At 38.7% G+C, this 14,226-nt stretch carries 11 protein-coding genes; all 11 read left to right on the forward strand.

Translation table 11 applies throughout. The features are described from left to right. Positions 1-100 precede the first annotated feature (100 nt). Complete coding sequence (locus tag ACQKII_RS12470) at positions 101-1,828, forward strand: adenine deaminase C-terminal domain-containing protein (protein ID WP_427459647.1); 1,728 nt, start codon at positions 101-103, stop codon at positions 1,826-1,828. A 19-nt stretch (positions 1,829-1,847) separates the two neighbouring features. Further along, entirely contained in the window at positions 1,848-2,900 is a 1,053-nt protein-coding gene (locus tag ACQKII_RS12475; protein ID WP_427459649.1) for a DUF3048 domain-containing protein, read from the forward strand. A 15-nt stretch (positions 2,901-2,915) separates the two neighbouring features. Continuing rightward, positions 2,916-3,236 (forward strand): YerC/YecD family TrpR-related protein, encoded by a 321-nt coding sequence (locus ACQKII_RS12480; RefSeq protein ID WP_004225717.1) that lies wholly within the window; start codon positions 2,916-2,918, stop codon positions 3,234-3,236. 109 nt (positions 3,237-3,345) lie between these two features. Next, complete coding sequence (locus ACQKII_RS12485) at positions 3,346-4,035, forward strand: heptaprenylglyceryl phosphate synthase (RefSeq protein ID WP_427459651.1); 690 nt, start codon at positions 3,346-3,348, stop codon at positions 4,033-4,035. Between the two features lie 307 nt (positions 4,036-4,342). After that, positions 4,343-6,595 (forward strand): DNA helicase PcrA, encoded by a 2,253-nt coding sequence (gene pcrA, locus ACQKII_RS12490; RefSeq protein WP_427459653.1) that lies wholly within the window; start codon positions 4,343-4,345, stop codon positions 6,593-6,595. 14 nt (positions 6,596-6,609) lie between these two features. Next, positions 6,610-8,613: an NAD-dependent DNA ligase LigA gene (gene ligA, locus ACQKII_RS12495; protein WP_427459654.1), complete on the forward strand. Its 2,004-nt coding sequence runs from the start codon at positions 6,610-6,612 to the stop codon at positions 8,611-8,613. A 102-nt stretch (positions 8,614-8,715) separates the two neighbouring features. Further along, positions 8,716-9,852 carry a CamS family sex pheromone protein gene (locus ACQKII_RS12500; RefSeq protein ID WP_427459655.1) on the forward strand — a complete coding sequence of 379 codons (1,137 nt, stop codon included), beginning with the start codon at positions 8,716-8,718 and terminating at the stop codon, positions 9,850-9,852. Between the two features lie 357 nt (positions 9,853-10,209). Then, a complete protein-coding gene (gene gatC / locus ACQKII_RS12505; protein WP_010857153.1) occupies positions 10,210-10,497 on the forward strand; it encodes an Asp-tRNA(Asn)/Glu-tRNA(Gln) amidotransferase subunit GatC in 288 nt (95 codons plus the stop codon). A gap of 24 nt (positions 10,498-10,521) precedes the next feature. After that, positions 10,522-11,985 (forward strand): Asp-tRNA(Asn)/Glu-tRNA(Gln) amidotransferase subunit GatA, encoded by a 1,464-nt coding sequence (gene gatA, locus ACQKII_RS12510; RefSeq protein WP_427459656.1) that lies wholly within the window; start codon positions 10,522-10,524, stop codon positions 11,983-11,985. Between the two features lies 1 nt (position 11,986). After that, positions 11,987-13,414 carry an Asp-tRNA(Asn)/Glu-tRNA(Gln) amidotransferase subunit GatB gene (gene gatB / locus ACQKII_RS12515; protein WP_427459658.1) on the forward strand — a complete coding sequence of 476 codons (1,428 nt, stop codon included), beginning with the start codon at positions 11,987-11,989 and terminating at the stop codon, positions 13,412-13,414. A 166-nt stretch (positions 13,415-13,580) separates the two neighbouring features. After that, positions 13,581-14,141, forward strand: a complete 561-nt coding sequence (locus ACQKII_RS12520) for a thioredoxin family protein (protein ID WP_427459659.1) — start codon at positions 13,581-13,583, stop codon at positions 14,139-14,141. The last annotated feature ends 85 nt before the right edge of the window (positions 14,142-14,226 follow it).

Below are 14,226 nucleotides of genomic sequence, written 5' to 3' on the forward strand. Positions count from 1 at the left end.
TTAAAAATATAGTAAATAAAATAAATAGAAAAAACTTGCTTTGACAAAGTGGAATGTTACGATATAGATACAAAATTCTACAGAAGAGGAGTATAGAAACATGGATTATCATTGGAAGATAAAAGACGTTAGAAATCATATTAATATTATTAATGGCGATAGTAAGCCAGATATTGTTTTTAAAAATGCACGCTATTTACATAGTATGCTCAAACAGTGGGTTGAAGGTAATATATGGGTGAGTGGGGATCGAATTGTTTATACAGGGCAAGAGATGCCAAAAAATGTACAGGGAACAGAGATTATCGATGTGGAAAATAAAGTAATTGTACCGGGATATATTGAACCCCATGTGCATCCTACTCAACTATATAATCCACAATCTTTTGCTAACTATGCAGCTCAAGGAGGCACCACTACTTTTATTTCAGATAATTTAACGCTTTTATTAATGTTAAAAGAAAAGAAAGCGTTTTCATTAATTGAGAAATTAAATACACTGCCATTCATTTTTTATTGGTGGGCTCGATTTGATGCACAAACTGAAATTTATAATGAAGAAGAAATTTTTACAACATCATCTGTTAATCAATGGCTGGATAGATCTGACGTACTATTAGGGGGGGAACTAACGGGATGGCCACGTCTGCTACAAGGAGATAATCAAATGCTCCATTGGATTTTACAAGCAAAGCACATAAATAAAAAGATTGAAGGCCATTTTCCAGGCGCCTCTTCAAACACATTAGCGAAGATGAAACTGGTTGGTGCAGACGGAGATCATGAAGCAATGACTATTGAAGATGTGGAAAAACGAATCTTACATGGTTATGCAGTAACATTGCGTCATTCTTCTATTAGGCAGGATTTAGTGGGCATGTTAAAAGGTGTGATAGATAAACAACTTCCTATTTTCGATCATCTCATGATGACCACTGATGGTTCAACGCCGAGTTTTTATCGAAAGGGCGTTATGGATCAATGTATTCAGCTGGCTTTGGATGCAGGGGTATCACCAATTGATGCATATCAAATGGCTTCTTATAACATTGCTCGGTACTATGATTTGACACATTACCAAGGGATCATTGCGACAGGTCGAGTAGCGACGTTCAATATTTTGAAAGATGAACTTACACCAACGCCAGAAAGTGTTTTATCAAAGGGAGTTTGGTTGAAGCGGGATGGTATAAAGAGTGTTACCTTCGATGCAGTCGATTGGCAGGAAGAACAGAACTTTGAAGTAAGCTTTGATATGGAAGAAAATGATTTTCAATTCTCTACACCATTGGGCATAAAACTTGAGAATGATGTTATTACGAAGCCCTATAATGTTACTGCTCAAGTAGTGGATGGGCAAATCATCGGAGATATAGATGAGTGTTTTTTAATGCTTGTGGATCGCAACGGTAAATGGCGTGTGAATACCTTTATAAAGGGATTTGCTTCGAATATTGACGGATTAATTTCTTCGTATTCCAATACAGGGGACTTTATTTTAATCGGGAAAAATATACATGCCATGCAAAGGGCCTTTGTTGAATTTAAAAAGATGAAAGGTGGAATTGTCTTAGTTGACAAGGATGCGGTTATTGCTTCCATTCCTTTGTCCATTAACGGCTTATTGTCGGAAAGCAACTTTGAGGAATTAATGGAACAGGAACGTGTTTTAAAACAAGCACTTATGGATCGAGGCTATTACCTAGGTGATGCTATTTATTCTCTATTATTTCTACAATCCACCCACTTACCTTATATTCGCATTACGCCAAAAGGTATTTTTGATGTAATGAAGAATAAGATATTATTACCAGCAGTGATGCGTTAATCGAGGAAGGGGAATGGTTGTGTTTAAATCCAAGAAATTATTTATGGCATTAGCATTTAGCGCTTTGTTCATCGGAGGATGTTCAAAAGATGCATCAGAAGTGGAAGCAGATATTGCGACACCTGAGAAAGAACCAGTTATTGAAGAGCCTGTTCAGGAAGAACTTGAAATTGCTCCATTAACAGGTGAAACTGTCGCTGAAGAAGTGACACAGCGTCCAATTATTGTGACGATTAATAATCACCCTGCTGCTCGTCCACAATCTGGTTTAGCAGCAGCAGATATGATTTATGAAATGTTAGCAGAGGGAGATGTTACTCGTTTATTAGCAGTCTATCAAAGTGAGTTACCAGAAAATGTAGGACCAGTTCGTAGTGCACGTTCTTACTTTGTCGATATGGCGAAGGGTTTTGGTGCATTTTATGTAGCTCATGGTTATAGTCCAGAGGCAAAAACAATGCTTAGCAATCAAGTTGTCGACAATATAAATGGCATGAATTATGATGGAACACTTTTCAAACGGTCAAAGGATCGTGTGGCGCCACATAATTCATATATTACTGCTGAAAACATATTAAATGGTGCAGAAAAAGTTGGCGCTTCAATGATTTACAGTGAAAAAGTGCATCAGGCTTTTTATGAACCCGATGAACGTGGTAAAATAGGCATTGAAACAAGTCAAGTTGACATTTACTATGGAAATAATGAGTATTTCCACAATTCGTATGTGTATGATCATCAAAACAATCGTTATGGACGACAATCGGCTGGCGTTGACACAAAGGATATGTTAACAGGCGAAGCACTAACATTTGCGAATGTTTTATTCTTTGAGATGAAACATCAAACAATTGATAATGTAGGTCGCCAAGATATTGATTTAACATCTGGTGGAAATGCGTATGTTTTTCAAAATGGCAATATGAGAGAAGTTAAATGGGCTAATATTGATGGACTACCAATGGCTGTTGAAGAGTCTGGGGAGCTTGTAAAGTTAGTACCAGGAGAGTCTTGGATCCATTTCGTACCATCTTCACCAGGGTTACAAGCAATGGTGAAAACGCAGCCTTAAAGGGAGGGAAATTGCATGCAAATCGAAAAAATTCGAGGGCATCAAACAGATCAGTTATTTAAAGCGGTGTTAGAGCTGAAAGACATCGAAGAATGTTATAAATTTTTTGATGATTTATGTACGATTAGTGAAATTCAATCGCTAGCACAACGTTTTGAGGTTGCACATTTATTACGTCTAAAGAAAACCTACGAATCCATTAAAAAGGAAACGGGTGCAAGTACAGCAACAATTTCACGTGTACGTCGTTGTTTTGATTATGGGAATGATACATATGATGAAATGTTAGGTCGTTTGTATCCAGACGAAAAGCCATTCCAAGCACCAAAAGAATAATAGGTAAGAGGCTGAGTAGAGTTTCTGCTCAGTCTTTTTTATTTTTTTGTCGAGAGTCATAAGCTATACTTGTAAACGAATAGATAGAAAGTGATAGGTGGTAAAATAGATGGATTATTTAGAGTGGAGACATGTGTTCAAGTTAGATCCAGCTAAGGAAATTTCAGATGAGGCACTCGAAAAAATTTGCGAATCAGGAACAGACGTAATTTTAGTTGGCGGCACAGATGGCGTAACTTTAGATGGTGTATTAGATTTGCTTGTGCGTGTTCGTCGCTTTGAAGTACCAATAGCACTTGAGATTTCAACGATAGAATCGGTGACGCCGGGTTATGACTATTATTTCATTCCGACAGTATTAAATAGTGATGATCCGAAGTGGATTAAAAATTTACATCATGAAGCCATCAAAGAATATGGCGATATTATGGTTTGGGAAGAGCTCGTCGCTGAAGGCTATTGTATTTTAAATCCAAATTGCAAAGTAGCTGAAGTAACTGGAGCGAAAACAGATTTATCGATAGAGGATGTAGTTGCTTATGCACGCATGGCGGAAAACTTCTTTAAACTACCTGTATTTTATGTGGAATATAGCGGGATGTATGGCGATATTGAACTCGTACGCGCTGTTAAGAATGAATTGAAAAATACAAAGCTATTTTACGGTGGAGGCATTACCTCTACTAAGCACGCTGAAGAAATGGCAAAATATGCGGATACGGTAGTTGTTGGTAATATTATTTATGAAGATTTAAAAGCCGCATTAGCGACTGTTAAGGCAGTTAAAAATACGCTATAATTAAGAACAAATGTTTGAGTGATTTTATTCGGTGGTAATTTAAACACCATCTTAATGAAATTACAATCTCCGGCGGGTGTCTTGGATACTATGCGTGCGAATCTATAGCGACAGGTACAGCTTTTGAAAACAGATTTACCTAAAAAACACAGTTTCAACGAATAAGGCTAACAAATTTGCAATGGTAGAAGACCACGTTCTAGGGCTTTATCGCAAAAGGGCATTGCGTCCAAGCCTTTTGTAGAACTACGCACATTTCAAGATTAGGACGACGGTTCGCTATGGGGAATTTGATTGGAGGTGCAATATGGAGCAGTTAACGAAAAACTTATTAGCAGGAATGAATCCTGAGCAAGAAAAAGCTGTGAAAGCAACAGAAGGGCCACTACTGATTATGGCAGGTGCAGGCTCTGGGAAAACAAGAGTTTTGACGCATCGTATTGCGTATTTGATGATTGAAAAGGAAGTGTATCCATCAAAAATTTTAGCAATCACGTTCACAAATAAAGCTGCGCGTGAAATGCGAGAACGTATTGATGGTATCCTTGGAAATGGAACTGGTGACAGCATGTGGGTATCGACGTTCCACTCAATGTGTGTACGAATTTTGCGTCGTAATATCGATCAGCTTGGTATGTCACGTAATTTCTCAATTTTAGATTCTACTGATCAGTTATCGGTCGTAAAAAATGTCATAAAGGAAGAAAATATCGATCCGAAACGGTTTGAGCCCCGTGCTATTTTAAATGCAATTAGCTCAGCTAAAAATGAATGCATCACAGCCGATGACTATATGGCTAATATGAATGACAATAATCCGTATGAAAAAACGATTGCACGTGTCTACAAAGGCTATGAAAAACGTCTACGCCGCAACCAATCACTCGATTTTGATGATTTGATTATGACGACAATTACATTATTCAAGCGGATACCGGAAGTGCTTGAATATTATCAAAATAAATTTCAATATATTCATGTGGATGAATATCAAGATACGAATAAATCTCAATATTTACTCGTTCAGCTACTTGCAAAGAAATTTCAAAATATCTGTGTCGTAGGGGATTCTGACCAATCGATTTATCGTTGGCGTGGTGCGGATATCGGAAATATTCTTTCATTTGAAAAAGATTATCCAAATGCCAAGGTAATTATGCTAGAGCAAAATTATCGCTCCACGAAACGCATCCTAAAAGCAGCAAATGACGTCATTCAAAATAATACGACGCGTTATCCAAAAGAACTACGCACAGAAAACTTAGAGGGTGAAAAAATCGCTCTGTACAAAGCCTATAACGAACAAGAAGAAGCGCAGTTCGTCATCCAAACGATCCAACAGCTTATGAAAAAAGAAAATCGCACATTTGATGATTTTGCTATTTTATATCGAACAAATGCACAGTCTCGCGTAATGGAGGAAGTGCTTGTTAAATCTAATATGACTTATCAGATCGTCGGTGGCACAAAATTCTATGATCGCAAAGAGATTAAGGATTTACTGGCGTATTTACGCCTAATTGCCAACAATGATGACGATTTATCGCTTGCACGAATAATTAATGAACCAAAGCGTAGTATCGGAGCTACTTCTTTTGAAAAGATGGCACGTTACGCAATTGACCAAGATCGCTCGATTTTTGATGCGATGAATGATCTAGTGTTTATGGGGTTAACGGGTAAAGCGGCAGCTTCAGCAGAGCAATTTTATGCGATGATGAAAGGCTTTACGGAAATGCAAGAATATTTATCTGTAACAGAGATTGTGGAGCAGGTCATCGAGAAATCTGGTTATCGTGCAATGCTACAAAACGAAAAGACGATTGAAGCAGAAAGCCGTTTAGAAAATATTGAAGAATTTTTATCAGTAACAAAAGCATTTGAGGAGCGTAGTGATGATAAGAACTTAATCGCTTTCTTAACTGATTTAGCACTTATTGCGGATATTGATTCACTCGATAAAGACGATACATCGAAGGGAAGCATTATTTTAATGACGATGCATGCCGCAAAAGGCTTAGAATTTCCTGTAGTCTTTATTATTGGGATGGAAGAAAATATCTTCCCGCACTCTCGTTCACTTGACGATCAGGATGAAATGGAAGAAGAACGGCGTCTTGCTTACGTAGGTATAACACGTGCAGAGGAACGTTTGTATTTAACTTGTGCACAATCCCGTACGATTTTTGGACGTTCGAGCTTCAATAACGCTTCTCGTTTCTTACGTGAAATTTCAGAGGATATTACGGAATCAATATCTAAAGGTGGTACCAAACCTGAAGTACCATTTGCAACTGCTAATCGTTCATCTAGTAGCTATCAAAAACGTACACTTGGTACTGTACAGCAAACACAACCTGCTACTGCCCGTTTACATTCAACAGGTGGCGACCAGTTTGGTTGGAAAGCGGGAGATAAAGCTGTTCACAAAAAATGGGGGACAGGTATGGTTGTGAGCGTAAAAGGTGAGGGTGATAGTACAGAGCTTGATATCGCATTCCCACAACCTATCGGTATTAAGCGATTGCTAGCACAATTTGCACCTATTGAAAAAGCGTAAGCGGAGGAACTTAAATGAACGAAATTGAACAGCGTATTGCGGAGCTAAACAAATTATTGCATGAATACGGACATGCCTATTACGTGCTGGATAACCCTATCGTTGCTGATAGCATATATGACCAACTACTACATGAACTCATTGCATTAGAAGAAGCGAATCCATCGCTTATTTACCCTGATTCACCGACACAACGGGTTGGTGGTGCAGTAGTAGAAGGTTTTAAAAAAGTAACACACGATTATCCGATGTTAAGCTTATCAAATGCTTTTAATGAAACGGACATACGCGAATATGACCGTAAAATTCGTCAAGCAATCGGTGAAAATTTTTCATACGTCTGCGAGCTGAAAATTGATGGTCTTGCCATCTCCTTAAAATATGAGAATGGTGTTTTTGTTCAGGGAGCGACACGTGGTGATGGTGTTATCGGTGAGGATATAACAGCAAATTTAAAAACGATACGTGCAGTGCCACTACGTTTACAAGAGCCAATTACAATTGAAGTACGCGGTGAGGCGTATATGCCGAAAAAATCATTCGACAAGCTCAATATGATGCGAGTTGAAAATGGGGAAGAATTATTTGCCAACCCACGTAATGCCGCTGCTGGTTCCCTACGTCAACTGGATCCTAAAATAGCGGCCAGCCGTCAGTTATCAACTTTTATTTATGCAATTGGTGGAGACGGTGAGGCGTATGGTATTGACGGGCATGGAGAGATGCTTGATTATTTAGAGGGTCTTGGTTTCCCATCAAATAAAGAACGTCAGCACTGTACAACAATCGATGAAGTACTATCGTTTATCGAAAAGTGGACGGAGAATCGCCCAAATTTAGCGTATGAAATTGATGGCATCGTTATTAAGGTAGATCGATTTGCACAGCAGGATGAACTTGGTTATACGGCAAAAAGTCCTCGTTGGGCGATTGCCTATAAATTTCCGGCCGAAGAAGTTGTAACAACATTACTGGCAATTGATTTAACTGTAGGGCGCACAGGCGTTGTCACACCGACTGCTATTTTAACCCCTGTACAAGTTGCTGGTACGACAGTGCAACGGGCTTCTTTACACAATGAAGATTTAATTCGCGATAAGGATATTCGCATTGGAGATACAGTCATAATCCGAAAAGCTGGCGATATTATTCCACAAGTTGTCGGTGTATTAATGGAGCAACGACCAGAGGATTCTGTACCTTATGAAATGCCTGCAAATTGCCCTGTGTGTGATAGTGAACTGATTCGTATAGAGGGTGAAGTAGCCTTGCGCTGTGTGAACCCAGCCTGTTTTGCACAAATTGCGGAGAGCATTAAATATTTTGTCTCACGTAACGCCATGAATATTGACGGCCTCGGTGAGAAAGTCGTGGAGCAATTATTGCGTGCAGATTTAATTCATGACGTTTCCGATTTATATCAGTTAACAATCGAACAATTGGTTGAGCTCGAACGTATGGGGGAAAAATCAGCAACGAATTTAGTAAATGCTATTCACGCATCAAAGGACAATTCCATGGAGCGTCTCCTCATCGGGTTAGGTATCCGACATGTTGGTGAAAAGGCTGCGAAAATTGTCTCAGAGGAATTTGAGACAATGGAAGCGGTTCTGGCAGCTACTGAAGAACAACTCGTGGCTATTCATGAAATTGGTGATAAAATGGCGTCCTCACTCGTTGAGTATTTTGCAAACGAAGATGCACGAGCTGTAATAGCTCGCCTGGCCGAAGTTGGCATTAATATGACATATAAAGGCAAAAAGGTAGAAGTAGCAATAGGTGATAATCCATTTGCCGGGAAAACGATTGTCTTAACTGGTAAACTTGAGCAATTGACACGCAATGAGGCAAAGGCGAAAATAGAAGAGTTAGGTGGTATTGTCACAGGAAGTGTCAGTAAAAAAACTGACCTTGTCATTGCTGGGACAGATGCAGGATCGAAACTGACAAAGGCCGAGCAACTCGGCATTGAAGTGTGGAATGAAGAACGACTAGTGGAACAACTTAGCATTATTTAGATGTGGAAAGTGAAATTTCTACTTCTCAAGGAGTCAAATTCTTAAAATAGCTGAAAAAAATTTCCAAACAAAATTGATTATTTGTAAAGGAGTACTAAAATAATGAAGTCAATTCGACTCATTCCAGCAATAGTAGCGGCTGCAATGCTAGTCGGCTGTGTCCCTTCTAATAAGAAGGAAACAGAGCTTACACAAGAGACGCAACAGGAAAAAGCGGAGACAACGATTATTCCAAGCTTACAGATTGATGAATCTTTTTATAGAACGCTAAGTCCCTATAAAAAAAGTGCCAGTCGTGGATCAGTCGTTTCAAATATTTACACGAAGTATGATATGAAGGAAGTTGAAACAGGTTTAATGCGACTTTCGCAAAATGAGTTTGATACTGAAAACTACTACTTCCAAGAAGGTCAGTATTTAGCAGAAAGCACAGTAAGTAACTGGCTTGATCGTAGTTCAAATAAGGAAGATGGTTTAAATCCGCCAACGACTGCCACAATGACAGCTGAGGAACGTGCAACGAAGGCACCTGTTTATTTAGCCCATATTGTTGAGCAAAATTATTTAACAAAAACAGATGATGATAAAGTAAAGCTAGGTGGTATTTCCATAGGGCTTGCATTGAATTCTATCTACTATTACCAAAAAGAAAAATACGGTGAATATTATGATGAACCAATTCCAGAAGCAGCACTTGTGGAGCAAGGGAAAAAGATGGCTGCAGAAATTGTTTCACGTATGCGTTCACGTGATGAGCTAAAGGATGTGCCAATTGTCGTGGGCTTGTTTAAACAACAAGCGCGCAATGAAATTATTCCAGGCACCTATTTCACTTACGGTGTCTCGAAAGAAGGACAAAATGGTTTAGGCGATTGGCAGGTCATTGATGAAGAATATGTAATGTTCCCAACAGATGACTCACAAGATATCTATCGAGATGTTAGCAATAACTTCAAGTATTTTAAGCAAGATGTGGATAAATACTTTGCTAATTATACGAGTGTTATTGGAACAGGTTTCTACCAAAATAAGAAAATACAAAAACTAACGGTTGAAATTCCTATCCAATTTTTTGGTACGGCTGAAATTATAGGCTTTACTCAATATTTGACAGGCGTACTTATCAATCAATTCGATAATATAAACGTAGAAGTTAGTATTACATCGATGAATGGTCCAGAGGCGTTAATTATGAAAGAAGCGAATGATAAAGATCCTTACGTGCATATCTATGAATAAAATATAGTCAGCCTTGTGCTGGCTATATTTTTATGAGCAAACAAGGGTGCATCTAGCAGTGCAACGCTCGGGTTCTGCGCAAAAGGCTCCGACTGTATCAGGTAAAGCTCGAACCCAAGTTAATCATTGCTTGAGCGGGCTGAAATTTACTTTTCACAAGGACTTTTTTCTTTGTTCCAACATACTGTGACGTCTATAGACAACACTTTGTCATAGTAGTGAAAGTTTCTATATTTTTGGTGAAAGTTGTGATTTTTAATACGAAAAATGTTATGATAATTGGCATGGTTAACTTTATTCAGCCCTATTGTTATCAATAAAAACAATGAATCTGATTACTATTCGGAGGTGTGAAAAATGGCGAAATTAACAAAAGAAGAGGTTAAGCACGTTGCGAATTTAGCACGTCTTGCAATTACTGAAGAAGAGGCAGAAAAATTTGCTGAGCAACTTGGTAAAATCACAGACTTCGCAGAGCAATTAAACGAGCTAGACACAACAAATGTTGAACCAACAACTCATGTATTACCATTAGTAAACGTAATGCGTGAAGACGTGGCAACAAAAGGTTTAGACCGTGAAGTAATGATGTTAAACGTGAAAGAACAAGAAGATGGTCAAGTAAAAGTACCAGCTATCATGTAATACTAAAACATAGGAGGATTCCTCATGACGTTATTTGAACGTTCAGCAAAGGAGCTACAAGCTGATATAAAAGCTGGTAACTTAACAATCGCTGACTTAACAAAAGAAGCATATGAACGTGTTACAAAGCTGGATGGCGATGTACAAGCATTTCTAGCTTCAAACGAAGAAAAAGCAACTGCACAAGCAGCTGAAATGGACAAAGTACCATTTGAAGAGCGTGGACCACTTTTTGGTCTTCCAATTGGTGTTAAAGACAACATCGTAACAGAAGGCCTAGAAACAACATGTGCTTCTAAAATTCTTGAAGGTTTCATGCCAATTTATGATGCGACAGTCGTTAAAAAATTACGTGAAGCCGGTATGATTACAATCGGTAAATTAAACATGGACGAATTCGCGATGGGTTCTTCAAACGAGAACTCAGCTTATAAAACAACGAAAAATCCATGGAACTTAAATCACGTACCAGGTGGTTCTTCAGGTGCATCCGCAGCAGCAGTAGCGGCAGGTGAAGTACCGTTCTCACTTGGTTCAGATACAGGTGGTTCAATCCGTCAACCAGCTGCTTATTGTGGTGTTGTAGGAATGAAACCTACATATGGTCGAGTATCTCGTTTTGGACTTGTGGCATTTGCATCTTCTTTAGATCAAATTGGGCCGATTACTCGTAACGTAGAAGACAATGCGCTTTTACTTGAAGCAATCTCAGGCTTAGATGTAAACGATTCAACTTCAGCAAACGTAGAAGTACCAAACTTTGCAGCAGCACTTACAGGAGATGTAAAAGGCTTACGTATCGCTGTACCGAAGGAATTCCTTGGTGAAGGTGTTGGCGAGGCAGCACGACAATCTGTTGTGGATGCACTAGAAGTACTAAAAGGTTTAGGTGCAACAGTGGAAGAAGTTTCTCTTCCTCACTCAAAATATGCACTTGCTGCTTACTATATCCTTTCTTCATCAGAAGCGTCTTCTAATCTTTCTCGTTTCGACGGTATCCGTTATGGCTTCCGCGCTGAAAACGTTGAAAACTTAATGGACCTATACAAAGAAACGCGTGCGCAAGGCTTCGGTGATGAAGTAAAACGCCGTATTATGCTTGGTACTTACTCTCTAAGCGCAGGTACGTATGATGCTTACTACAAAAAAGCACAACAAGCACGTACGCTCATCAAAGCAGACTACGACAAAGTATTTGAAGATTTTGATGTGATTATTGGACCAACTGCACCAACACCAGCATTTAAAATTGGTGAAAATGTTGATGACCCAATGACAATGTACGCAAACGATATTTTAACAATTCCTATTAACTTAGCGGGTGTACCAGCGATTTCAATTCCTTGTGGCTTGGAAAATGGTCTACCTTTAGGCTTACAAATTATCGGTAAACACTTCGATGAAGCAACAATTTACCGTACGGCTCATGCTTTCGAACAAGCTACTGAGTTCCATAAACAAGTTCCTCAAATTTGGGAGGGAAAGTAACATGAACTTTGAAACAGTAATTGGTTTAGAAATTCACGTTGAGTTGAAAACTGAATCGAAAATATTCTCTGCTTCGCCAAACCATTTTGGCGCTGAGCCAAATACAAACACATCTGTAATCGATCTTGGTTACCCTGGCGTATTACCAGTGTTAAATAAAAATGTTGTTGACTATGCGATGCGCGCAGCACTTGCGTTAAACATGGAAATTGAACAAGAAACGAAATTCGACCGTAAAAACTACTTTTATCCAGATAATCCGAAAGCCTACCAAATTTCACAATTTGATAAGCCGATCGGTAAAAATGGCTGGGTTGATATTGAAGTAGACGGCTACACAAAACGTATCGGTATTACGCGTCTTCACATGGAAGAAGATGCTGGTAAACTTTCTCACGCAGGTGATCATTCATTAGTTGACTTCAACCGTCAAGGTACACCACTTGTAGAAATCGTTTCTGAGCCAGATATTCGTACACCAAACGAAGCTTATGCGTATCTAGAAAAAGTAAAATCAATCATTCAATATACAGGCGTTTCTGACGTACGTATGGAGGAAGGGTCACTTCGTTGTGATGCCAATATTTCTATTCGTCCATATGGTCAAGAAGAGTTTGGTACAAAAACAGAGCTTAAAAACCTGAACTCATTCAACTTTGTTCGCCGTGGTCTTGAACATGAAGAATTGCGTCAAGCGGACGTATTACTTTCAGGCGGTGTTATTGAGCAAGAAACACGTCGCTTCGATGAAAAAACAGGTAAAACAATACTTATGCGTGTGAAGGAAGGAACAGATGATTATCGTTACTTCCCAGAGCCGGACTTAGTACGTCTATCAATTGATGACGAATGGTTAGAGCGCGTAAAATCAGAAATTCCAGAGCTTCCTGATGCTCGTAAAGCTCGCTATGAATCAGAACTAGGCTTAACAGCTTATGATGCTGGTGTCCTTGTAATTTCTAAAGAAATCTCAGACTTCTTTGAAGCAATGATAGTAGATGGCGTAGATGCTAAGCTTTCTGCAAACTGGTTAATGGGTGATGTTTCTGCTTATTTAAACGCAGAACAAAAGGATCTTAAAGATACAGCGCTAACACCAGAAAACCTTGCTGGCATGGTGAAATTAATTTCAGATGGCACGATTTCTTCTAAAATCGGTAAAAAAGTATTTGCTGAATTAGTAGAAAACGGTGGCTCAGCGGAAGAAATCGTTAAAGCTAAAGGTTTAGTTCAAATTTCAGATGAAGGTGCGTTACTAGCTATTGTTTCAGAAGTGTTAGATAACAATGCACAATCTATCGAAGACTTTAAAAATGGTAAGGATCGTGCGATTGGCTTCTTAGTTGGTCAAATTATGAAAGCAACTAAAGGACAAGCGAACCCACCAATGGTAAATAAATTATTACAACAAGAAATTGCAAAACGATAATTGTTTGTTGTTGCACGGAGCCAAGAGAGTATAATAGCTTTCTTGGCTTTTTATATAAAAAAATGTACATACTAATAAAAGTAGCACTAAATAGTTGTCTAAAAAAAGTATTCATAGCAAAATATAGAATAGATTATCATTACAATTATTAGGGGGAATTAAATCCATGAAAACTGAACAGCAGTATTTCAATGAAGCATTAACAATTCAACAATATATGGACAATATGGATACACTAAAAGAAGATAGCTTCCGGATTTATGATGATTTTGAGGTACCAACTAATGATGGATTTATCAAACTACTGAAGGACAAGCAACCAAAGATTTTAACAATCACAGAGGATTGGTGCGGTGACGCCATGTTAAATAATCCTATTATTCGCCGTGTAGCTGAGGCAGCAGGATTAGACATGCGTGCGGTATTACGTGATGCTGATACAGATTTAATCGACCGTTATTTAACAAATGGTGGACGTGCGATTCCAATGTATGTATTATTAAACGATGCTGGGCAAGTTATTGGCAAATGGGGTCCACGCGCACCAGAATTGCAGGAGTATGTTGTCAACAAACGCGCGAGCCTACCTGACAAAGAAGACCCTATATTTGAGGAAGCTCAAGAAGCGCTATATGCAGAAATTCGTGAAGAAAATATGACGAACAAGGCGTTTTGGACATTTGTTTACGAAGATTTCAAGAAACAGGTTACAGCAGCATTGCAATAAAGAGTAGCTAGTATCGAGGCTTACGATAGCTTCATCAAGGAATGAAGGTAGGTATTTAAACAGCCGTTATTTCTTGAAGAAGCAA

It is taken from the genome of Lysinibacillus sp. NPDC048646 (genome assembly GCF_050272295.1).
In the GTDB taxonomy this organism is placed as follows: Bacteria; Bacillota; Bacilli; order Bacillales_A; family Planococcaceae; genus Lysinibacillus.

Excerpts from the sequence above, each read along its gene's own strand:
- ACQKII_RS12470 (WP_427459647.1), top strand. The coding sequence starts at position 101 with ATGGATTATCATTGGAAGATAAAAGACGTTAGAAATCATATTAATATT.
- ACQKII_RS12480 (WP_004225717.1), top strand. The coding sequence starts at position 2,916 with ATGCAAATCGAAAAAATTCGAGGGCATCAAACAGATCAGTTATTTAAA.
- ACQKII_RS12485 (WP_427459651.1), top strand. The coding sequence starts at position 3,346 with ATGGATTATTTAGAGTGGAGACATGTGTTCAAGTTAGATCCAGCTAAG.
- pcrA (WP_427459653.1), top strand. The coding sequence starts at position 4,343 with ATGGAGCAGTTAACGAAAAACTTATTAGCAGGAATGAATCCTGAGCAA.
- ligA (WP_427459654.1), top strand. The coding sequence starts at position 6,610 with ATGAACGAAATTGAACAGCGTATTGCGGAGCTAAACAAATTATTGCAT.
- ACQKII_RS12500 (WP_427459655.1), top strand. The coding sequence starts at position 8,716 with ATGAAGTCAATTCGACTCATTCCAGCAATAGTAGCGGCTGCAATGCTA.
- gatC (WP_010857153.1), top strand. The coding sequence starts at position 10,210 with ATGGCGAAATTAACAAAAGAAGAGGTTAAGCACGTTGCGAATTTAGCA.
- gatA (WP_427459656.1), top strand. The coding sequence starts at position 10,522 with ATGACGTTATTTGAACGTTCAGCAAAGGAGCTACAAGCTGATATAAAA.
- gatB (WP_427459658.1), top strand. The coding sequence starts at position 11,987 with ATGAACTTTGAAACAGTAATTGGTTTAGAAATTCACGTTGAGTTGAAA.
- ACQKII_RS12520 (WP_427459659.1), top strand. The coding sequence starts at position 13,581 with ATGAAAACTGAACAGCAGTATTTCAATGAAGCATTAACAATTCAACAA.